Below are 19,789 nucleotides of genomic sequence, written 5' to 3'. Positions count from 1 at the left end.
CTCAGCCTTCCCGCGCCGCCGCGCACACCGCACGGCAGATACGTGCCACGTCCTCGTCGCCGGTCACGAACGGCGGCATCACATAGATCAGGTCGCGGAACGGGCGCACCCACACGCCCTCGCGCACCGCCGCCCGGGTGGCCGCCACCACGTCAATCTCGTGGTCGAGCTGGACCACGCCGATGGCGCCCAGGACGCGTACGTCCTTCACACCGGGGATGTCCGACGCCGCGGCCAGGCCCTCGCGCAGCCCCGCCTCGATCCGCTTGACCTCGGTCGCCCAGTCCTGGCCGAGCAGCAGCTCGACGGAGGCCAGGGCCACGGCCGTGGCCAGCGGGTTGCCCATGAAGGTCGGCCCGTGCGCCAGCACGGGGACCTCGCCCTGGGAGATGCCGTTCGCCACCCGCTCGGTGCACAGGGTCGCCGCCAGCGTGAGGTAACCACCGGTCAGCGACTTGCCCAGGCACATCACGTCAGGGGTGATCCCCGCGTGGTCGGCCGCGAAGAGCGAGCCCGTACGGCCGAAGCCCGTGGCGATCTCGTCCAGGATCAGCAGGACCCCGTACTCGTCGCACAGCTCGCGCAGCACCCGCAGGTAGCCCGGGTGGTGGAAGCGCATGCCGCCCGCGCCCTGCACCACCGGCTCCACGATGACCGCGGCCAGTTCGTCCGCGTGCGCGGAGACCGTCGCGCGCAGGTGGTCGGCGTACGCAGGGTCCACGGGCGTGTCGAAACCGGCGGGCGGCGCGTCCGCGAAGACCTGCCGCGGCAGGTGACCCTGCCACAGCTCGTGCATCCCGCCGTCGGGGTCGCAGACGGCCATCGGCTGCCAGGTGTCCCCGTGGTAGCCGCCGCGCCAGGTCAGCAGCCGGGTCTTGCCCGTCCGTCCCAGCGAACGCCAGTACTGCAGGCACATCTTGACCGCGACCTCGACGGAGACCGAGCCCGAGTCGGACAGGAAGACGTGCTCCAGCCCCGGCGGGGTGATCTCGACGAGCTTCGCGGCCAGCCGGACGGCGGGCTCATGGGTGAGCCCGCCGAACATCACGTGCGACATCAGACCCAGCTGCGCGGTGGCGGCCTCGTTGAGCACCGGGTGGTTGTACCCGTGGATCGCCGACCACCAGGAGGACATGCCGTCGACCAGCTCTTCGTGGCCGTGTCCCTGCGACGGGTCGGCGAGCCGCAGCCGCACCCCCGACGCGGAGGCGATGACCAGCGGCTCCTGCCGCCCGGGCATCGGGCCGTACGGGTGCCAGACGTGCTGCCGGTCCAGCGCGAGCAGTTCCGCGCCGGCCGTCGACGGTGTACGCCGGTCAGGCATTGGGGGCGACGTCCGTCCCCGCGCCACGTCGGCGGACCGCCACCAGCTCCGGCCGGACCTCTCCGGCCTCGGCCTGGACCGGTGCGGGCGCCTCGGCCGCCGGCGCGTGGCCGGAGCAGCCGCCGCACGCGGAGCCGCAGCCCGCCGCCGGGGCGTCGCCGGCCTCGCCCGAACCGCAGAGGGAGGCGCCGCCGTTCGAGCCGCAGCCCCCGCCGGCACTCGCGGCCGCCACGTCGGAGCGGTGCGCGGGAAGGGTCGACGTACCGGCACCCTCCACCTCGAAACCGGCGTCCGCGATCATGTCGAGGTCGGCCTGTCCGGCCTGGCCCTCACTGGTCAGGTAGTCGCCGAGGAAGATCGAGTTGACCACGTGCAGGGCCAGCGGCTGCATCGAGCGCAGGTGCACCTCGCGCCCGCCGGCGAGGCGGACCTCGACGTCGGGGCAGACGAAGCGCGCCATCGCCAGGATGCGCAGGCAGCGCTGCGGGGTGAGGTTCCACTCCTTGGCCAGCGGGGTGCCCTCGAAGGGGATCAGGAAGTTGACCGGCACCGAGTCCGCGTCCAGCTCGCGCAGCGAGAAGACGACGTCGACCAGGTCCTCGTCGCTCTCGCCCATGCCCGCGATCAGACCGGAGCAAGCGGACAGACCGGCGCCGTGCGCCTTCTGCACCGTGTCGACGCGGTCCGCGTAGGTGTGGGTCTTGGTGATCTGGCCGTACGTGGCCTCGGAAGTGTTGAGGTTGTGGTTGTAGGCGTCCGCGCCCGCGTCCCGCAGCCGCTCCGCCTGGCCGTCCGAGAGCAGGCCGAGGCACGCACAGACCTCGACGCCCTCGTTCTGCTCCTTGATCGCGGCGATCGTCTTGCCGACGCGGTCCACGTCCCGGTCCGTCGGCCCGCGGCCGCTCGCGACCAGACAGACCCGCTTCGCGCCGCCCGCGACACCGGCGGCGGCGGCCTGGGAGGCCTCCTCGGGCTTCAGCCACGTGTACTTGAGGATCCCGGCCGTCGACCCCAGGCGCTGGGAGCAGTAGGAGCAGTCCTCGGGGCACAGGCCCGACTTCAGGTTGACCAGGTAGTTCAGCTTGACCCGACGTCCGAACCACTGGCGGCGCACCTTGCCGGCCGCGGCCACCACGTCGAGCAGTTCGTCGTCAGAAGTCGCCAGTACGGCGAGTGCTTCTTCGCGGGTCGGCAGCTCGCGCCGCAGCCCCTTGTCCACCAGGGTGTTCAGCAGGTCCATGAACCCGATCCTGGACCACACCCCCGCTCCCGGCCAAGGAGAGATCGCACAACATGGCCGGATGGGTGTGTGTGTATCACCACACCTGGCGCAGCGGTGACGCGAGCTAGGGTCGGGGCAGGTCTGTGGACTGCCGACAAAACACGAGGACGTGCCGATGCCCGAGCTCACTCCCGACCCGCTGGACGTCTTCGCGTGGATCGACGACGCGGAGCGCGCGCGGGAGGAGGCCGGCCTCGTCCGCACGCTGCGCCCCCGGCCGGCGGCGTCGCCGCTGCTGGACCTCGCCAGCAACGACTACCTCGGCCTGTCCCGGCATCCCGAGACCGTCCGGGGGGCGCAGGAGGCCGCCGAGCGCTGGGGCGCCGGAGCCACCGGCTCGCGTCTGGTGACGGGTACGACCGAGCTCCACACCGAGCTGGAGCGGGAGCTCGCCGCCTTCTGCGGTTTCGAGGCCGCGCTCGTCCTGTCCTCCGGGTACGCGGCCAACCTCGCCGCCGTCACCGCGCTCAGCGGCCGGGGCACGCTGGTCGTCTCCGACGCCGGGAACCATGCCTCGATCGTCGACGGCTGCCGGCTCTCGCGCGCCGAGACGGCCGTGATCCCGCACGCCGACCCCGACACCGCGCGCAAGACGCTCGCCGCCCACGAGGGCCGGGCGCTGCTCGTCAGCGACTCGGTGTTCTCGGTCGACGGGGACGCCGCCCCGCTCGCCGGTTATGCCGCTGCCTGCCGGGAGGAAGGGGCGGCCCTGGTCGTCGACGACGCCCACGGGCTGGGCGTGCTGGGCGAGGGCGGCCGGGGCGCGCTGCAGGCCGCCGGGCTCGCGGGGGCGCCGTACGTGGTCGCCACCCTGACCCTCTCGAAGTCCCTGGGCAGCCAGGGCGGAGCCGTGCTCGGCTCGGCCCGGGTGATCAGGCACCTGATCAACACCGCGCGCACCTTCATCTTCGACACGGGCCTCGCCCCGGCCGCCGCGGGCGCGGCGCTGGCGAGCCTGCGCCTGCTCCGGCGGGAGCCGGAGCGGGCGGACCGTGCCCGCGAGGTGGCCGACCGGCTGTACGGGCGGCTCACCGCGTCCGGCCTGACCGCGGCCCGGCCGGACGCGGCCGTGGTGTCGGTACGGGCCCCGTCGGCGTCGGCGGCACTGCGCTGGGCCGCCGATTGCCGCGAGGCAGGTCTGTCCGTGGGGTGCTTCCGCCCGCCGTCGGTGCCGGACGGCATCTCCCGGCTGCGGCTGACCGCCCGGGCCGACCTCACGGGGGACGAGATCGATCGGGCGGTGGGGACGATCCTCGCGACCGCGCCCGCCGGAGCCACGGACGGCCAGGGCCGGTAGGCCGTATCGGCCGAAGTCCTGGGTTTCCGGCACGTCGTGGGCGACGCTACGCGTGCGCGTCGGCCCGTACGGAGGCGAGGAAGCCGGTCCAGACGGGCCCGGTGAAGAGCACGGCCGGGCCGTCCGTCCGCTTCGAGTCACGGACGGCCAGCAGGCCGCCGGGGCCGTCCCGCAGGACGGCCGCTTCCACGCAGTTGTTCATTCCGGTGCTGCGGCTGCTCCGCCGCCACCGCGCGCCGATCAGAAGTCCGCCGGGGGATAAGGGGGTTGCGGACACGGGGGTGCCTCCTTACGCGTCGTCAGCGAGTGAGCTGATGAGATCCGACGAGTCCTGGGGCGAGAGGGCGTGCTCCTGGATGGTGCGGAACGCGGCGCCGTACGCCTCAAGGTCTTCCTTCCGCTCGAGATAGAGGCTACTCGTCAAATGGTCGAGTACCACCACATCCAGATCGGCGATGTCCGGAAATGAAAAAATAACGAACGGTCCGGTCAGGCCGAGATGCCCTCCGACGCTGAACGGAAGCACCTGCAGGCGTACTTGAGGCAGTCGGGACACCTCTACCAGGTGTCGCAATTGCCCCGCCATCACCCCCGGCCCGCCGATCTGCCGGCGCAGCACCGCCTCGTCCAGTACGGCGCTCAGCTCCAGCGGCGGATCGGCCCGCAGCACCGACTGCCGCGCCAGCCGTACGTCGACCAGCGCGTCCACCTTCGGCTCCGGCAGCCCGCCCAGCGCGGCCCGGGTCACGGCCCGTGCGTACCCCGGGGTCTGCAGCAGCCCCGGCACCACGGAGAGCTCCACGGTGCGGGCCGAGCGGGCCCCGGCCTCCAGACTGATGAAGTCCCGGTACTCCTGCGGCAGCAGCCCCCGATAGTCGTGCCACCACTGGCGGCCGCGCCCGCCCGCAGGGCCCGGGCCGGCGGCCGAGGCCGACAGGGCCTCCAGCAGCGCCCGCTGCTCGGGGCTGACGATCTCCCCGTACGCGTCGAGGAGCAGCCGGATGTCCTCCGGCTTCACGCCGCTGCGGCCTGTTTCGATACGGCTGATCTTCGACTGGTGCCACCCCATGATCCGGGCCGCCTCACCACTGGTGAGTCCGGACCGGTCGCGCAGGGCACGCAGTTCCTCGCCGAGCTTGCGTCGGCGCACCGCGGGACCGTGCTGCACACCCGCCTCCTTCCACCGGCACAGCTCGCACCAGTCTGCCGTCCAAATACGCTCTTCCGTAGCAGAGTTCACCGCATCGAGCGACAGATATATGCATATCTTGGGGGAAAGGCAGATCTGACGGCACGATGGGTGGCACTCTGGCGTCCAGCACAGATCCGGGGCTTTTCGCCCCGGTGGGAAAGGGACCGTCGCCATGGCAGATCACCAGGAAGCATCCGTCACTCTGCCGAGCGATCCCGCCTCGGTCGCCACTGCCCGACGCTATGTCGCGGAGGTGCTGGGCGAATGGGGACTCCCCGATGACGCCGACACCGCCGACAGCGTCCGGCTGATCGTCTCGGAACTGGCCACCAACGCCGTACAGCACACTTTCGGCAAGTCGCCCACCTTCACCGTCGACATCCGGCTGGAGCGCCAGGAGTGGCTGCGCGTCGGGGTGACCGACAGCCACCCGCGCTGGCCCAAGCGGCTCCCGGCCGCTGTCCAGCAGGACAACGGCCGGGGCATGGTCATCATCCGCTGGCTGACGGCGGAGGCGGGCGGCCGGCTCTCGGTCACCCCGACCGAGGACGGCGGCAAGACGGTGTGGATCGCGCTCCCCTGGAGCGTCGGGGCTCCGACGCCGAGCGTCACCGGCTGCTGACCTGCAAGGCCGGGGCGCGGACCCGGACCGGGACCGGGACTCGGATCCGGCTCAGGCGAGGCCGCGTTCGGGCGCGCTGCGCTCGATGCACAGCTCATTGCCCTCGGGGTCGGCGAGCACCACCCAGCCCGCCACGCCGTCCGCGTCGCGGCGGTCGTCCACGAGCTTCGCGCCGAGCCCGATCAGGCGCTCGACGGTCTCGTTGCGGGTGTCGGTCGGCGGCTGGATGTCCAAGTGGACGCGGTTCTTCACGGACTTGGAGTCCGGGACCCGGATGAACAACAGGCCCGGAACCCCCTGCTGCCCCGACTCCAGCATGACCTCGTCGTCACCCTCCACGTCGTCGGGGTGGATCGCGAAGCCGGTCACGGCGGACCAGAACTCGGCGATCCGGTAGGGGTCGAGAGCGTCGAAGGTGATGTGCCGGACGGCGTTGACGAACATCTGTCTCCTCGATGAGATCTGTCTGCGGTGCTGTATACGGAATCGGGCCCGTGGGACAACGGAGTTGAACCGGGTACCCGCCCGAAACCTGGGTTAACCCAGCGGAAAAGCGCGGGGCTTAGCGTGGCGGCCACGTTCGACCGCCAATGATCATCCATGATCCGGTAAAGCGGTGGTGGTCGGGACGGAAAGCCTTTCCCCGTGTTGGGCAAGAGACGCTTGGCTCGGATATGCGCAGGTCAACAAAGTGTTGACGACCGGTAGGGTCGCCCCGCCCTTCGTTGATCTTGTCCCGGAAACTTGGTGATACGCGTGCAACTGACACCGCACGAGCAGGAGAGACTGCTCATCCACGTGGCCGCCGATGTGGCCGAGAAGCGCAGGGCGCGCGGGGTCCGCCTCAACCATCCGGAGGCGATCGCGCTGATCACCTCGCACCTCCTGGAGGGGGCCCGCGACGGCCGGACCGTGTCCGAGCTGATGGCCTCGGGCCGCACCGTCCTGACCCGCGAGGAGGTCATGGAGGGGATCCCCGAGATGATCCACGACGTCCAGGTCGAAGCGACCTTCCCGGACGGCACCAAGCTCGTCACGGTCCACGACCCGATCGTCTGAAACGGAGTGCCCGCATGATCCCCGGCGAAATCGTCCACGGGAACGGCGCGGTACCCCTCAACGAGGGCCGCCCCGTCACCCGCCTCACCGTGCTCAACGCCGCCGACCGGCCGGTCCAGGTCGGCTCCCACTACCACTTCGCCGAGGCCAACCCCGGCCTCGACTTCGACCGCTCCGCCGCCCGCGGACTCCGGCTCGACATCGCCGCCGGTACGGCCGTCCGCTTCGAGCCGGGCATCCCGGTCGCGGTGGAACTCGTACCGCTGGGCGGGCTGCGCACCGTACCGGGGCTGCGCGGGGAGACCGGAGGGCCGCTCGATGGCTGAGCTCTCCCGCCAGGTGTACGCCGACCTCTTCGGGCCCACGGCCGGCGACCGGATCCGGCTGGCCGACACCGACCTGTTCGTCGAGATCGAGCAGGACCTCGCCGGAGGCCCCGGGCGGGCCGGCGACGAGGCCGTCTTCGGCGGCGGCAAGGTGATCCGCGAATCCATGGGGCAGGCCCGCACCACCCGGGCCGAGGGCGCCCCCGACACCGTGATCACCGGGGTCGTCGTCCTCGACCACTGGGGCATCGTCAAGGCCGACCTCGGCATCCGCGACGGCCGGATCTGCGGCATCGGCAAGGCCGGCAACCCCGACACCATGGACGGCGTCGACCCCGCACTGGTCATCGGCCCCGAGACCGAGATCATCGCGGGCAACGGGAAGATCCTCACCGCCGGTGCCGTCGACGCCCACGTGCACTTCATCTCCCCGACGGTCATCGAGGAGGCGCTCGCCTCCGGGATCACCACCCTCGTCGGCGGCGGGACCGGACCGGCCGAAGGGACCAAGGCCACCACCGTCACCCCCGGGCCCTGGCACCTGGCCCGGATGTTCGCGGCCCTGGAGGCCTACCCGGTCAACATCGGCCTGCTCGGCAAGGGCAACACCATGTCCCGCGAGGGCATGCACTCCCAACTGCGCGGCGGCGCCCTCGGATTCAAGATCCACGAGGACTGGGGGGCCACCCCCGCCGTCATCGACGCCTGCCTGGGGGTCTGCGAGGAGACCGGCGCCCAGGTCGCCATCCACACCGACACGCTCAACGAGGCAGGCTTCGTCGCCGACACCCTCGCAGCCATCGGCGGGCGGACCATCCACTCGTACCACACCGAGGGCGCGGGCGGCGGGCACGCACCCGACATCATCACCGTGGTCTCCGAGCCGAACATACTGCCCAGCTCCACGAACCCCACCCGGCCGCACACCGTCAACACCGTCGAGGAACACCTCGACATGCTGATGGTCTGCCACCACCTCAACCCGGCCGTCCCCGAGGACCTCGCCTTCGCCGAATCGCGGATCCGGCCCTCGACCATCGCCGCCGAGGACGTCCTGCACGACCTCGGGGCCATCTCCATCATCTCCTCCGACTCCCAGGCCATGGGCCGCGTCGGCGAGGTCGTGCTGCGCACCTGGCAGACCGCCCACGTGATGAAGAAGCGCCGCGGCTTCCTCCCCGGCGACGGGCCGGCGGACAACCACCGGGCCCGCCGCTACGTCGCCAAGTACACGATCAACCCCGCCGTGGCCCAGGGGCTCGCCCGCGAGATCGGCTCGGTCGAGACCGGCAAACTGGCCGACCTGGTGCTGTGGAACCCCGCCTTCTTCGGGGTCAAGCCCGAACTCGTCATCAAGGGCGGCCAGATCGCCTACGCGCAGATGGGCGACGCCAACGCCTCCATCCCCACCCCACAGCCCGTCCTGCCCCGCCCGATGTTCGGCAGCCACGGCCGCGCGCCCGGCCTGAACTCCCTGAACTTCACCGCGCAGGCTGCGCTCGACGACGGGCTGCCCGAACGGCTCGGCCTGGGCAAGCAGTTCGTGGCCATCGAGAGCACCCGCAAGCTGAGCAAGGCCGACATGCGGGGCAACGACGCCATGCCGAGGGTCGAGGTCGACGCCGACACCTTCACGGTCACCATCGACGGGGAGGCCGTGGAACCGGCGCCCGCGGCGGAACTGCCCATGGCCCAGCGCTACTTCCTCTTCTGACCCGTTCTGACCTGTTCTGAGACGAGGATTCCTGCGATGAGCCGCGCCGCGCTGCTCGTCCTCGCGGACGGCCGCTTCCCCGCCGGGGGCCACGCCCACTCCGGCGGGGCGGAGGCCGCCTGCAAGGCGGGCCGGATCCATGACGCCGCAACCCTGGAGGACTTCTGCCGGGGCCGGCTGCACACCGCCGGCCTCACCGCCGCCGCGCTCGCCGCGGCCGCCGCCCTCGGGCTCGACCCGGCCGTACTCGACGCCGCCGCCGATGCCCGCACCCCCTCGCCGGCACTGCGCACCGCGGCCCGGCGGCTCGGGCGGCAGCTGATGCGCGCCGCCCGGGCCACCTGGCCCGCCACCGAACTCGAAGCCCTGGCCGAGGCCTTCCCGCGCGGGGCCCACCAGCCCGTGGTGCTCGGAGTCACCGCCCGGGCGGCCGGGCTCGGGCCCGGGGACGCCGCGCACGTGGCGGCGTACGAGAGCGTCGGCGGGCCCGCCACCGCGACCGTACGGCTGCTGGGCCTGGACCCCTTCGAGGCGAGCGGGGTACTGGCCCGTCTGGCCCCCGAACTCGACGCCGTCGCGGCCCGGGCGGAGCGGGCCGCGCTGCGGGCCCGCTCACAGGGCCCGGACGCGCTGCCCGCGGCCTCCTCGCCACTGCTGGACATCTCGGCAGAGGTTCATGCCGACTGGCCGGTACGCCTCTTCGCTTCCTGACCCCCCGAAGGAGACACCCCCCCATGCACCTCGACCACGCGGTGACCTACCCCCACCGGCACACGCGCAGCGCCGATCCCCTGCGGCCCGACGGCACCCGGCGGGCCCTGCGCATCGGACTCGGCGGACCCGTCGGCTCCGGCAAGACCGCCACCGTCGCCGCCCTGTGCCGCGCGCTGCGCACCGAACTGTCCATGGCCGTCGTCACCAACGACATCTACACCCGTGAGGACGCCGAGTTCCTGCTCCGCGAGGCCGTCCTGCCGCCCGAGCGGATCACCGCCGTCGAGACCGGCGCCTGCCCGCACACCGCCATCCGCGACGACATCTCCGCCAACCTGGAGGCCGTGGAGGAACTGGAGGACGCCTTCCGGGAGAACGGCCGACTGGACCTGATCCTCGTCGAGTCCGGCGGGGACAACCTCACCGCCACCTTCTCCCGCGGACTCGTCGACGCCCAGATCTTCGTCATCGACGTGGCGGGCGGGGACGACATCCCCCGCAAGGGCGGCCCCGGCGTCACCACCGCCGACCTCCTCGTCGTCAACAAGACCGACCTCGCCCCGCACGTCGGCTCCGACCTCGACCGGATGGCCCGCGACGCCGCCGCACAGCGCGGCGAACTCCCCGTCGCCTTCCAGTCCCTGCGCGGCCCCGAGGGCGTCGGTCCGGTGGCCGCCTGGGTGCGCGAGCGGATCGCCGCCTGGTCCACGCGGTGAGCGGCGCGACCGGCACCACCAGCACCGAGGACACCGAGCAGGCGCCTTTGGTGCCCCTGGCCGGGCTGCGCGCCACCGCCCGCATCCATGCCGTGGCCGACGGCCGGGGCGGCACCGCCCTCCCACTGCTCGCAGGGGAGGGCCCGCTCGCGCTGCGCCGCACCCGCTCGGATTCGGCCGCCCGGGCCGGGGTCGTGCTGGTCGGCGCGATGAGCGCCCCGCTCGGCGGGGACCACCTCACCGTCGAGGCCACCGCCGGCCCCGGGGCGCACCTCGCGCTCTCCTCGGCGGCGGCCACGCTGGCCCTGCCCGGCCGGTCGGGCAGGCCCGCACGCTACGACGTGCATCTCACCCTGGAGGACGAGGCGTCGGTGCGGTGGCTGCCCGAGCCGCTGGTCTCGGTGCGCGGCAGCGACCTGAGGGTGCGCACCCGCGTCCGGCTGGCTCCCACCGCACGCCTGGTGCTGCGCGAGGAGCAGGTACTGGGCCGCACCGGGGAGGTTCCGGGCCTGCTGCGCAGCCGTCTCACGGTCGACCGTGGCGGGCGTCCCCTGCTGGACCAGGAGCTCGCCTGCGGCCCCGGCGCGCCCGGAGGCTGGGACGGCCCGGCGGGCCTGGCCGGACACCGGGCCCTCGGTCAACTCCTCGTCGTGGACCCCGCCTTCGCCGGGGCTCCGCCCGCGGCGGCGGTCCTGGGGGAGTTCGCCGCCGTGACACCGCTGGCCGGTCCCGCCGTGCTCGTGACGGCCCTGGCCCCGGACGCCCTGCGGGTGCGCGAGCTGCTCGACGTGGCCTGCCGCACCTACGGCCGGTGAAAGCGGGACGCATCAGGCACCGCTCAGCGGTACACGCCTTTCCGGTTATCGGGTTGGCAAAGAAGTCGATCCGGCCCTGTCGCCGGGTCCCGGTCAGAAGACAAGATCCCTCTGCACCCCGACGACCGAATCCGACCGACCCGACCAACCAGGCCGCCCACGGCGGCATCTGACGCAGGGGGAACAACCACGTGATACGCAACGCGGCGCTGGCGAGCGCCGCCACACTGATCACCGGAACGCTCGCGGCGAGCCTGCTGCTGGCCCCGCCGGCCGTGGCGGCCTCCGCCTCCGCCGACCACGACATCAGGCTGCCGGAGGCCCTGGGCGTGCAGATCGCCGCCGCCCGCGCCGCCCGCACCGGGATCGACTGGAAGGACTGCCCGGCCGACTGGGGCCTGGAGAAGCCCATCCAGTGCGGCTGGGTGAAGGTCCCGCTCGACTACGCGAAGCCGTACGGCAAGACCATCGACATCGCCGTCGACCGGATCGGCAGCACGGGGACCAAGGAGGAGCGCCAGGGCGCGCTCGTCTACAACCCCGGCGGCCCCGGCGGTTCCGGCATGCGCTTCCCGCGCCGCGTCACCACCAAGAGCCCGCTGTGGGTCAATGCGTCCAAGGCCTACGACTTCGTGGGCTTCGACCCGCGCGGTGTCGGTCACTCGGCGCCGATCTCCTGCATCGACCCGCAGGAGTTCGTCAAGGCCCCCAAGGCCGACCCGGTCCCGGACTCCGAGGCCGACAAGCGCGCCCAGCGCAAGCTCGCCGCCGAGTACGCGGACGGCTGCAAGGAGCGCAGCGGCGAGATGCTGCCGCACATGACCACGCCGAACACCGCGCGCGACCTCGACGTCGTCCGCGCCGGCCTCGGCGAGTCCAAGCTGAACTTCCTCGGCGTCTCCTACGGCACCTACCTGGGCGGGGTCTACGCGACCCTCTTCCCGACCCATGTGCGCCGCATGATCGTCGACAGCGTGGTGGACCCGTCGCAGGACAACATCTGGTACGAGGCCAACCTCGGCCAGGACGTCGCCTTCCAGATGCGCTGGAACGACTGGCAGGACTGGGTCGCCAAGAACGACGCGGTGTTCCACCTCGGAAACACCCGCGCCAAGGTCGAGGCCAAGTGGCAGGAGCTGCGCGCCAAGGCCAAGGCCAACCCGCTCGGCGGGATCGTCGGACCGGCCGAGCTCATCGGCTTCTTCCAGGGCGCCCCGTACTACGACTCCTCCTGGGTGCCCGTCGCCCAGACCTTCGCCGCCTGGGCCGCCGGTGACGAGCAGGCGCTCATCGACGCCATCGCCCCGGACATGACGGACGTCAAGGGCAACGCGTCCTCGGAGAACGGCAACGCCGTCTACACCGCCGTCGAGTGCGCCGACGCCAAGTGGCCCACCAGCTGGTCCAAGTGGGACCGGGACAACACCAAGCTGCACCAGAAGTACCCGTTCCTGACCTGGTCCAACGCGTGGATGAACCTGCCCTGCGCGACCTGGAAGTCCAAGCAGAGCACCCCGATCGCCGTCGGCGCCAAGCGCGGGCTGCCCCCGGTGCTGATCGTCCAGTCCGAGCGGGACGCGGCCACGCCGTACAAGGGCGCGGTCGAGCTGCACCGCCGCCTCGCCGGCTCGCGTCTGATCACCGAGAAGAACGCCGGCTCGCACGGTGTCACCAGCCTGCTGAACCCCTGCATCAACAGCCGGGTGGACGCCTACCTGCTCACCGGCAAGGTCGACGCCAAGGACGTGACGTGCGACCCGCACGCCACCCCGGTGGCCCCGGCCCCGGCCGCGGCGAAGTCGCTGTCGTCCGACGCCCCGGCCGGACCCCCGGTCTTCCCGGCGCCGCAGGAGCTCCCCTCCGTCCGCTAGGCCCTGTCGGGACGGAGCTCCCCGCCCGTCCCTGGCAGGACGGGCGGGGAGCGGACGGGCGGGAGGAGGCTCAGCGCGCGGAGCGCCGGGCCTTCTTCCGCTGTTCCTCCTCCTCGGCCTTGACCTCGCCGGCGTACCGGTCGACGTACTCCTGGCCGGAGAGTCCGAGGATCGCGTACATGATCTCGTCGGTCACCGCCCGCAGGACGGCCCGTTCGCCCTCCATCCCGGCGTACCGGGAGAAGTCCAGCGGCTCACCGAAGCGGATCGTCACCCGCCGGATCTTCGGGATCTTCTTCCCGGGCGGCTGGATCTCGAAGGTGCCGACCATCGCGCAGGGCACGACGGGCACCCCGGCGCCCAGGGCCATCGCGGCCACACCCACCTTGCCCTTGTAGAGCCGGCCGTCGTGCGAGCGCGTACCCTCCGGATAGATGCCCAGCAGCTCGTCCTTGGCCAGCACTCCCAGCCCCTCGCGCAGCGCGGCCTGTCCGGCGTCCTTGCCCGACCGGTCCACCGGGATCTGCCCGGCGCTGCGGAAGAAGAAGGCGGTGAGCCGGCCCTTGACCCCGGGGCCGGTGAAGTATTCGGCCTTCGCCAGGAAGGTGATCCGGCGCTTGAGGATCGCGGGCATCAGGAAGTGGTCCGAGAACGACAGGTGGTTGCCCGCGACGATCGCGGCGCCCTCGGCCGGGATGTTCTCCAGGCCCTCGATCCTGGGTCTGAACAGCAGCCGCAGCATGGGACCGAGCAACACGTGCTTGAGCAAGTGGTAGAACACCAGGCCGCTCCTGTCGATATCCCGTTGTCACCGCCATTTTACGGACGGTGAGTCGCGGGATGCAGGGGGCGGACGAGACCTTGCTCAGACATTGCGCGAAGCGGCCATCCCGGCGGTCAGCAGCCCCAGCACCACCCAGCCGAACCACAGCCAGCCGTTGCTGCCGAGGGCCACGGAGTACGCGGCTACGGCCACCAGTGCGGCGAAGGTCATGACGGCCATCGCCTTAACGGATCCGGTCATGCCCCATGGTGGCGCGCGAAGGCGGGATCGCGCTACTGGCCACGCGCTTGGAGCGAGGCGAGATACGAGTTGTACGCCTCCAGCTCCTTGTCGCCGTTGCGGTCCTCGGCGCGGTCGGACCGTCGTGCGGCCCGCTGCTCGGAGTGGTACCACTGGTACACCAGGGCGATCAGGACCAGCACCGAGGGGATCTCGCTGAAGGCCCAGGCGATGCCGCCGCCCCACTGCTGGTCGAGCAGCGGGTCGATGCCGAGCGACGCCGGAGGGTTCGCGTACGTCTTGATCATCGGCTGGCTGGCCATCATCAGGGCGATGCCGAAGAACGCGTGGAAGGGCATCCCCGCGAACAGCTCCAGCATCCGCATCACATAACCCGGCCGGTGCGGACCCGGGTCGATGCCCATGATCGGCCAGAAGAAGATCAGGCCGACCGCGAGGAAGTGGACCATCATCGCGATGTGCCCCGTGCGGCTCTCCATCAGGAAGTCGAAGAGCGGCGTGAAGTACAGCGCGTACAGGCTCGCGATGAACATCGGGATCGTGAACGCGGGGTGGGTGACCACCTTCATGTACCGGCTGTGGAGCAGCATCAGCAGCAGCTCGCGCGGCCCCTTGGAGCCGCGGGCGGCCGGCGGCAGCGCACGCAGGGCCAGCGTCACCGGAGCACCCAGCAGCACCAGGATCGGGGTGACCATGCTGATCACCATGTGCTGGACCATGTGCACGCTGAACATGACCATGCCGTAGTCGTTCAGCTTGGTGCACATCACGAGGATCACGGTCAGCACGCCCGCCGTGAAGGCGATGGTCCGGCCCGGCGGCCAGGAGTCCCCGCGCCGGCGCAGCCGCAGCACGCCCCACGCGTAGAGGGCGAGCCCGGCCAGGGAGGCGAACAGGAAGAAGGCGTCGAAGGAGAACTCCAGACCACGCCCGAGAGTGAACGGCGGCAAGTCCATGTTCATGTCCATGCCGTGCCCGCTGTGATCCATCTGTTCACTCCCTTGATGTGGTGCCCCACCACATTAGTGCCGCCCCCGAGCGCTCTTGCGCGCGGGGGCGGCCCAGGACAAAAGGGGCGCAGAACAGGGACGTCAGAGAACGGTCTGCGCCTCGTCGTACCGCTCGGCCGGAACCGTCTTGAGGGTCGAGGTGGCCTCGGAGAGGGGCACCATCACGATGTCCGTCCCGCGCAGCGCGGTCAGCATGCCGAACTCGCCCCGGTGCGCAGCCTCCACCGCGTGCCAGCCGAAGCGGGTGGCGAGCACCCGGTCGTACGCGGTCGGCGTGCCGCCGCGCTGGACGTGGCCCAGGATCACCGGACGGGCCTCCTTGCCCAGGCGGTTCTCCAGTTCCACGGCGAGCAGGTTGCCGATGCCGGCGAACCGCTCGTGGCCGTAGATGTCCTTGCCGCGCTCCTCGAAGTCCATCGAGCCGGGCCTGGGCTTGGCGCCCTCGGCCACCACGACGATCGCGAACCGCTTGCCCGCGGAGAACCGCTCGCCGACGATCGCCGTCAGCTCGTCGATGTCGAAGGGGCGCTCCGGGACGACGATCGCGTGCGCGCCCGCCGCCATGCCCGAGTGCAGGGCGATCCAGCCGGTGTGGCGGCCCATGACCTCCACGACCATCACGCGCTGGTGGGACTCGGCGGTGGTCTTCAGCCGGTCCAGCGCCTCCGTGGCGACCCCGACGGCGGTGTCGAAGCCGAAGGTGACGTCGGTGGAGGCGATGTCGTTGTCGATGGTCTTCGGGACGCCGACGATCGGCAGACCGGCCTCGGAGAGCAGGTTCGCGGCCTTCAGGGTGCCCTCGCCGCCGATCGGGATGATCGCGTCGAGGCCGAGGTCCGCGACGTGGCCGCGGGCGCGCTCCACACCGTCGCGCAGGTGCGCAGGCTGGACCCGGGAGGAGCCGAGGATGGTGCCGCCGCGGGCGAGGATGCCGCCGACGGCGTCGAGGTCGAGCTTGCGGTAGTCCGCCTCCAGCAGGCCCTTCCAGCCGTCGTGGAAGCCGATCACCTCATCGCCGTGGTCGACCACGGCACGGTGCACGACGGAGCGGATGACGGCGTTGAGACCGGGGCAGTCGCCACCGGAAGTGAGCACACCTATGCGCATGGCAGGAACGGACCTTTGCAACGTGGGCCGACGACCGGACCACGTCGTCCGGTTGGAACTACGGCCACCCTACAAGCGCCGGAGCGGTGGACTGAACCATCCTCCACATGCTGGTCGTACTCGTCGTACGAAACCACGTCGGCCCGGTTCCCCCTAGGGAAAACCGGGCCGAACACATGATTGCGGGGCCGCCCCGATGAGCGGTCCGGAGGGTGCTACGCGGGCTGCGTCGCGGCGGCGATGCGCTCCGCGCGCAGCGCCTCGTACCACCGGTCGTCTATGGCCGGCAGCGCGTTCACATCGAGGGCCAGCTTCAGCAGCAGGTCCGCGATCTGCGGGTTGCGGGCCATCACGGGGCCGTGCATGTAGGTGCCGAACACCGTGTCGTTGTACGCGCCTTCGGTGCCGTCACCGGTGCCGTTGCCACGGCCCATGGACACCCGGGCGAACGGCCTGGCCGTCGGGCCGAGGTGGGTCACGCCCTGGTGGTTCTCGAAGCCCGTCAGCTGCGGCAGGTTCAGACGGGGGTCGATGTCCGCGAGGACGTCGCCGACGCACCGCTCGCCCTCACCGCGCACGGTGACGACGTCCAGCAGGCCGAGCCCCTCCTGGCGCTGCCCCTGGTCGTTGACGAATTCCTTGCCGAGGATCTGGTACCCGGCGCAGACGGAGAAGACGATCGCCCCGTTCGAGACGGCACGCTCCAGACCGCCGTCGCGCAGCAGGCGCTCCGCGGCCAGGCGCTGCGGACGGTCCTCGCCGCCACCGATCAGGTAGATGTCGCCCGAGGTGGGGATCGGCTGGTCGCTGCGCACGTCCACGCGCTGCACGTCCAGGCCGCGCTGGCGCGCCCGGCGTTCCACCACGAGGGCGTTGCCCTGGTCTCCGTACGTGCTCAGCAGGTCGGGGTAGACCCACACCAGACGCAGGCTGTTGTCGCTCATGCTCTTGTCCTTATGGGTACTAGTTGCCGACGCGGCGGCGCACGTCCTGGAAGGCGGTGTAGTTGGCGATCAGCTCGATCTGTCCGGGCGGCGCGAGCTGCACGGCCTCGTCGAGGCTCTCGCACACCCGGAAGTCCAGGCCGGCGACCTCGAGGCGGACCGCGAGGTCCAGCTTGCGGTCACCGATCACGAAGATCGGGTGACCGGCGAGGCGCGGGTAGTCCACGTCCCACAGCCAGGAGGTGTCGGTGCCGTCGGCGCCGCGCGCGTTCACCGAGAGGATCACCGGCGTCGGCGGCGGATCGATCAGCGAAAACGTTTCGAGCCAGCCCGCCGGGTTCTTCGCGAGCAGCAGCCGCAGCTCACGGCCCTGGAAGCTCACCACGTCGTAGCGGCCGGCGACGGCCTGCACCTGGTACATCCGTTCCAGCGCGACCTGCGGCGGAACGCCGAAGACGGCGGCGACGGCGGCCGAGGTGGCCGCGTTCGCCTTGTTGGCGCGGCCCGGCAGCTGGAGGTGGATCGGCCAGGCGCTGCCGTGCGGGTCCAGGACGTGGTCGCCGGAGAGCACCCAGGTCGGGGTCGGGCGACGGAAGCCGCACTCGCCGCAGAACCAGTCGTCGCCCGGGCGCTGCATGACGCCACCGCAGGAGGGGCACGACCAGGCGTCGTCCTTCCACTCCTGGCCGGCCGCGACCCACACCACGTTCTGGGAGGAGGAGGCGGACCACACGATCAGCGGGTCGTCGCAGTTGGCGACGATGACCGCCTTGGAGCCCTGGAGCCCCTCGCGCCACTTCTCCGCGAGCATGCGGGTCTCGGCGGCGCGGTCCAGCTGGTCGCGGGAGAGGTTGAGCAGGGCGATCACCTTGGGGGTGACGTCCCGGGCCACTCCGGCCAGGTACTTCTCGTCGACCTCGATGACGCCGTACTTGGCGTCCGAGCCGCCGGCCAGCGCGGAGGTGATGCCGGCCGGCATGTTGGCGCCGAGGGCGTTGGAGACGACCGGACCGCTGGCCCGCAGGGCCTCCGCGATCAGCCGGGTCGTCGTGGTCTTGCCGTTCGTCGCGGAGACGAGGACGACATCGAGATGTTGCGCCAGCGCGCCGAGAAGATCGGGGTCGAGCCTGAGTGCGACCTTGCCACCGATCACCGATCCGCTTCCGCGTCCCGCGGCCCGCGACACCGCCGCCGCGGCCTTGCCCGCCGTCACGGCCAGCTTGGCCCGCGGCGAAAGCGGCTCCGTGTTGCCTGCCATCGTCCCTTGTCCTCCTTGCGTCGGTCGGCCCCAGCCTATCCAGTACCGGCCGGAGCCTTGACCGCGGCGCCCCCGCCCCGCCGCGGATCTCCTCATATAGTCGCCCGTCGTAGGCTTACGGTCATGCGACAGCGCCCCATCCCCGGTACCACCGGCCTCGTCCGCACCATGAGCCTGCTGGGTGATCCCGTGCTCCACTCCGCGTGCGCGGAGGTCACCGAATTCGGCCCGGATCTCGACCGGCTCATCGAGGACATGTTCGCCACGATGTACGCCGCCGAGGGCGTCGGGCTCGCCGCGAACCAGATCGGCGTCGGACAGCGGGTGTTCGTCTACGACTGCCCCGACGACGAGGACGTCCGCCACGTCGGGCACATCGTCAACCCGCGGCTGGTGTCGGCCGACGGGGACGAGTTCCTGGGGCCGGAGGGCTGCCTGTCCCTGCCGGGGCTGGAGGCGGGCACGCTCCGCTTCGACCACGCGGTGGTGGAGGGAGTCACCTCCGACGGGGCGGCCGTCCGGATCTCGGGCACCGGTTTCTTCGCGCGGTGCCTGCAGCACGAGTGCGACCACCTCGACGGGACGGTGTACGCGGATCGCGTGACGGGCCTGCGAGCCCGTCGCCTGCGGCGTGCCATCCGCAAGACCCCCTGGGGTGCCGACGGCATTTCCGGCCTCGCCGGCGTTTGAGGCCCGGGGTCTGGGGCCGGGCCCCAGGAACCCGGCTCCGCCGGGCACCGGGCTCCGCCCGGACCCTCCCCCGGCTACCGCTGGGAGACGGCCTAGAAGCCCGGGCCGTCGGTGCGGTTGCCGGCGGTGGCGAGGCGGCCCCAGAGGAGGTCGGTGAGGCCCGCGACCAGTTCCGCGCGGTCGCAGGGGCGTTCGCCCAGCCACCAGTCGCCCGCCGCGTGCATCATGCCGACGATGCCGTGGCCCCAGATCCGGGCGAGCCGTTCGCCCCCGGGTCCGAGGTCCACCCGCTCGCCGATCACCTCGGCCAGCTCCTCGCCGAGCCGGCGCAGCAGCGGCGCCGAGTGCAGGCCGACGTCGAAGCCGCGCTCCGCGCTGTGGGAGTCCTCGGCCGGGTGCATGAGGAAGCGGTAGACCTGCGGGCGGGCCTCGATGGCGGCGAGGTAGGTGTCGAGGGTCGCCTCCACCCGGCGGCGGCGCTCGGCGGGGGCGTCGAGCGCGGCCCGCAGGGAGTCGAGCAGGGCGTCGGTGTGCCGGACGGCCAGGGCCTGGTAGAGGCCGGCCTTGTCCCCGAAGTGCCGGTAGAGGATGGGCTTGGTGATGCCGGCCTCCGCCGCGATCGCGTTCATGGAGGCCTTGGGGCCGTCCCTGAGCACGACCCGGTCGGCGGCTTCGAGCAGCTCCCGCCGACGGCGTTCGGCCGCTCCCGGTTCCCCGGTCTGCTGAGTGGTCTCCATGACGTGTTTCTCTCCCCGCCCTTGCGATGTGCCTGACGCCCACGCAACGTAACACCCGGCGCGCCCTGACGATCGAATCGGCGGACA

At 71.7% G+C, this 19,789-nt stretch carries 22 protein-coding genes; 10 read left to right on the top strand and 12 right to left on the bottom strand.

Translation table 11 applies throughout. The features are described from left to right. Position 1 precedes the first annotated feature (1 nt). Positions 2–1,324, bottom strand: coding sequence for an adenosylmethionine--8-amino-7-oxononanoate transaminase (locus OG444_RS07140; protein ID WP_327261339.1), 1,323 nt, complete (start codon positions 1,322–1,324; stop codon positions 2–4). Further along, complete coding sequence (gene bioB / locus OG444_RS07135; protein ID WP_327261338.1) at positions 1,317–2,564, bottom strand: biotin synthase BioB; 1,248 nt, start codon at positions 2,562–2,564, stop codon at positions 1,317–1,319. The genes OG444_RS07140 and bioB overlap by 8 nt, the downstream gene beginning before the upstream one ends. 157 nt (positions 2,565–2,721) lie before the next feature. On the opposite strand from bioB, the gene OG444_RS07130 reads away from it, so the two are divergent. Then, complete coding sequence (locus tag OG444_RS07130; RefSeq protein ID WP_327261337.1) at positions 2,722–3,903, top strand: 8-amino-7-oxononanoate synthase; 1,182 nt, start codon at positions 2,722–2,724, stop codon at positions 3,901–3,903. A 46-nt stretch (positions 3,904–3,949) separates the two neighbouring features. Here the strand turns inward: OG444_RS07130 and OG444_RS07125 are convergent, their stop codons facing one another. Together OG444_RS07125 and OG444_RS07120 are read right to left on the bottom strand one after the other, a co-directional pair. Next, positions 3,950–4,180: a DUF397 domain-containing protein gene (locus tag OG444_RS07125; RefSeq protein ID WP_327261336.1), complete on the bottom strand. Its 231-nt coding sequence runs from the start codon at positions 4,178–4,180 to the stop codon at positions 3,950–3,952. Between the two features lie 12 nt (positions 4,181–4,192). Then, on the bottom strand, positions 4,193–5,071 hold the full coding sequence (locus tag OG444_RS07120; protein WP_327261335.1) for a helix-turn-helix domain-containing protein: 879 nt from the start codon (positions 5,069–5,071) through the stop codon (positions 4,193–4,195). Positions 5,072–5,267: 196 nt separating this feature from the next. Between OG444_RS07120 and OG444_RS07115 the strand changes: the two genes are divergently transcribed. Further along, positions 5,268–5,717, top strand: a complete 450-nt coding sequence (locus OG444_RS07115; protein WP_327261334.1) for an ATP-binding protein — start codon at positions 5,268–5,270, stop codon at positions 5,715–5,717. A gap of 51 nt (positions 5,718–5,768) precedes the next feature. Here the strand turns inward: OG444_RS07115 and OG444_RS07110 are convergent, their stop codons facing one another. Beyond that, on the bottom strand, positions 5,769–6,161 hold the full coding sequence (locus tag OG444_RS07110) for a VOC family protein (RefSeq protein ID WP_327261333.1): 393 nt from the start codon (positions 6,159–6,161) through the stop codon (positions 5,769–5,771). Positions 6,162–6,473: 312 nt separating this feature from the next. Here OG444_RS07110 and OG444_RS07105 point away from each other — a divergent pair, with 312 nt between their 5' ends. The 7 genes from OG444_RS07105 to OG444_RS07075 all read left to right on the top strand — a co-directional run bounded on the left by OG444_RS07105 (position 6,474) and on the right by OG444_RS07075 (position 12,932). Next, positions 6,474–6,776: an urease subunit gamma gene (locus tag OG444_RS07105; RefSeq protein WP_327261332.1), complete on the top strand. Its 303-nt coding sequence runs from the start codon at positions 6,474–6,476 to the stop codon at positions 6,774–6,776. Positions 6,777–6,790: 14 nt separating this feature from the next. After that, entirely contained in the window at positions 6,791–7,102 is a 312-nt protein-coding gene (locus OG444_RS07100; protein WP_327261331.1) for an urease subunit beta, read from the top strand. Beyond that, positions 7,095–8,816 (top strand): urease subunit alpha, encoded by a 1,722-nt coding sequence (locus tag OG444_RS07095; protein ID WP_327261330.1) that lies wholly within the window; start codon positions 7,095–7,097, stop codon positions 8,814–8,816. The genes OG444_RS07100 and OG444_RS07095 overlap by 8 nt, the downstream gene beginning before the upstream one ends. Positions 8,817–8,852: 36 nt before the next feature. Next, entirely contained in the window at positions 8,853–9,527 is a 675-nt protein-coding gene (locus tag OG444_RS07090) for an urease accessory protein UreF (protein WP_327261329.1), read from the top strand. A gap of 23 nt (positions 9,528–9,550) precedes the next feature. After that, entirely contained in the window at positions 9,551–10,246 is a 696-nt protein-coding gene (ureG, locus tag OG444_RS07085) for an urease accessory protein UreG (RefSeq protein ID WP_327261328.1), read from the top strand. 47 nt (positions 10,247–10,293) lie between these two features. Then, positions 10,294–11,061, top strand: coding sequence for an urease accessory protein UreD (locus OG444_RS07080; RefSeq protein ID WP_327266684.1), 768 nt, complete (start codon positions 10,294–10,296; stop codon positions 11,059–11,061). Between the two features lie 191 nt (positions 11,062–11,252). Continuing rightward, entirely contained in the window at positions 11,253–12,932 is a 1,680-nt protein-coding gene (locus OG444_RS07075; protein ID WP_327261327.1) for an alpha/beta hydrolase, read from the top strand. A gap of 70 nt (positions 12,933–13,002) precedes the next feature. Here OG444_RS07075 and OG444_RS07070 read toward each other — a convergent pair whose 3' ends face one another. The 6 genes from OG444_RS07070 to OG444_RS07045 all read right to left on the bottom strand — a co-directional run bounded on the left by OG444_RS07070 (position 13,003) and on the right by OG444_RS07045 (position 18,275). Beyond that, complete coding sequence (locus OG444_RS07070; RefSeq protein ID WP_327261326.1) at positions 13,003–13,713, bottom strand: lysophospholipid acyltransferase family protein; 711 nt, start codon at positions 13,711–13,713, stop codon at positions 13,003–13,005. A gap of 84 nt (positions 13,714–13,797) precedes the next feature. Beyond that, on the bottom strand, positions 13,798–13,956 hold the full coding sequence (locus tag OG444_RS07065) for a hypothetical protein (protein ID WP_327261325.1): 159 nt from the start codon (positions 13,954–13,956) through the stop codon (positions 13,798–13,800). A gap of 32 nt (positions 13,957–13,988) precedes the next feature. Next, positions 13,989–14,945, bottom strand: a complete 957-nt coding sequence (locus tag OG444_RS07060) for a cytochrome c oxidase assembly protein (RefSeq protein ID WP_327261324.1) — start codon at positions 14,943–14,945, stop codon at positions 13,989–13,991. 102 nt (positions 14,946–15,047) lie between these two features. Next, on the bottom strand, positions 15,048–16,073 hold the full coding sequence (locus OG444_RS07055; protein ID WP_327261323.1) for a 6-phosphofructokinase: 1,026 nt from the start codon (positions 16,071–16,073) through the stop codon (positions 15,048–15,050). A gap of 215 nt (positions 16,074–16,288) precedes the next feature. After that, on the bottom strand, positions 16,289–17,017 hold the full coding sequence (locus OG444_RS07050; protein WP_189973550.1) for a type 1 glutamine amidotransferase: 729 nt from the start codon (positions 17,015–17,017) through the stop codon (positions 16,289–16,291). Positions 17,018–17,036: 19 nt separating this feature from the next. Continuing rightward, on the bottom strand, positions 17,037–18,275 hold the full coding sequence (locus tag OG444_RS07045) for a MurT ligase domain-containing protein (protein ID WP_327261322.1): 1,239 nt from the start codon (positions 18,273–18,275) through the stop codon (positions 17,037–17,039). A gap of 123 nt (positions 18,276–18,398) precedes the next feature. On the opposite strand from OG444_RS07045, the gene def reads away from it, so the two are divergent. Continuing rightward, complete coding sequence (gene def, locus OG444_RS07040; RefSeq protein WP_327261321.1) at positions 18,399–18,965, top strand: peptide deformylase; 567 nt, start codon at positions 18,399–18,401, stop codon at positions 18,963–18,965. A 92-nt stretch (positions 18,966–19,057) separates the two neighbouring features. Here the strand turns inward: def and OG444_RS07035 are convergent, their stop codons facing one another. Further along, on the bottom strand, positions 19,058–19,702 hold the full coding sequence (locus OG444_RS07035; RefSeq protein WP_327261320.1) for a TetR family transcriptional regulator: 645 nt from the start codon (positions 19,700–19,702) through the stop codon (positions 19,058–19,060). Positions 19,703–19,789: the final 87 nt, after the last annotated feature.

Source organism: Streptomyces sp. NBC_01232 (assembly GCF_035989885.1).
In the GTDB taxonomy this organism is placed as follows: domain Bacteria; phylum Actinomycetota; class Actinomycetes; order Streptomycetales; family Streptomycetaceae; genus Streptomyces.
This window is presented reverse-complemented; position numbering and strand designations above follow the sequence as displayed.

Bases quoted from the DNA above. Each gene is read 5' to 3' on its own strand.
- OG444_RS07140 (WP_327261339.1), bottom strand. From the start codon at position 1,324: ATGCCTGACCGGCGTACACCGTCGACGGCCGGCGCGGAACTGCTCGCG.
- bioB (WP_327261338.1), bottom strand. From the start codon at position 2,564: ATGGACCTGCTGAACACCCTGGTGGACAAGGGGCTGCGGCGCGAGCTG.
- OG444_RS07130 (WP_327261337.1), top strand. From the start codon at position 2,722: ATGCCCGAGCTCACTCCCGACCCGCTGGACGTCTTCGCGTGGATCGAC.
- OG444_RS07115 (WP_327261334.1), top strand. From the start codon at position 5,268: ATGGCAGATCACCAGGAAGCATCCGTCACTCTGCCGAGCGATCCCGCC.
- OG444_RS07110 (WP_327261333.1), bottom strand. From the start codon at position 6,161: ATGTTCGTCAACGCCGTCCGGCACATCACCTTCGACGCTCTCGACCCC.
- OG444_RS07100 (WP_327261331.1), top strand. From the start codon at position 6,791: ATGATCCCCGGCGAAATCGTCCACGGGAACGGCGCGGTACCCCTCAAC.
- OG444_RS07095 (WP_327261330.1), top strand. From the start codon at position 7,095: ATGGCTGAGCTCTCCCGCCAGGTGTACGCCGACCTCTTCGGGCCCACG.
- OG444_RS07090 (WP_327261329.1), top strand. From the start codon at position 8,853: ATGAGCCGCGCCGCGCTGCTCGTCCTCGCGGACGGCCGCTTCCCCGCC.
- ureG (WP_327261328.1), top strand. From the start codon at position 9,551: ATGCACCTCGACCACGCGGTGACCTACCCCCACCGGCACACGCGCAGC.
- OG444_RS07065 (WP_327261325.1), bottom strand. From the start codon at position 13,956: ATGACCGGATCCGTTAAGGCGATGGCCGTCATGACCTTCGCCGCACTG.
- OG444_RS07060 (WP_327261324.1), bottom strand. From the start codon at position 14,945: ATGGATCACAGCGGGCACGGCATGGACATGAACATGGACTTGCCGCCG.
- OG444_RS07055 (WP_327261323.1), bottom strand. From the start codon at position 16,073: ATGCGCATAGGTGTGCTCACTTCCGGTGGCGACTGCCCCGGTCTCAAC.
- OG444_RS07050 (WP_189973550.1), bottom strand. From the start codon at position 17,017: ATGAGCGACAACAGCCTGCGTCTGGTGTGGGTCTACCCCGACCTGCTG.
- OG444_RS07045 (WP_327261322.1), bottom strand. From the start codon at position 18,275: ATGGCAGGCAACACGGAGCCGCTTTCGCCGCGGGCCAAGCTGGCCGTG.
- def (WP_327261321.1), top strand. From the start codon at position 18,399: ATGCGACAGCGCCCCATCCCCGGTACCACCGGCCTCGTCCGCACCATG.
- OG444_RS07035 (WP_327261320.1), bottom strand. From the start codon at position 19,702: ATGGAGACCACTCAGCAGACCGGGGAACCGGGAGCGGCCGAACGCCGT.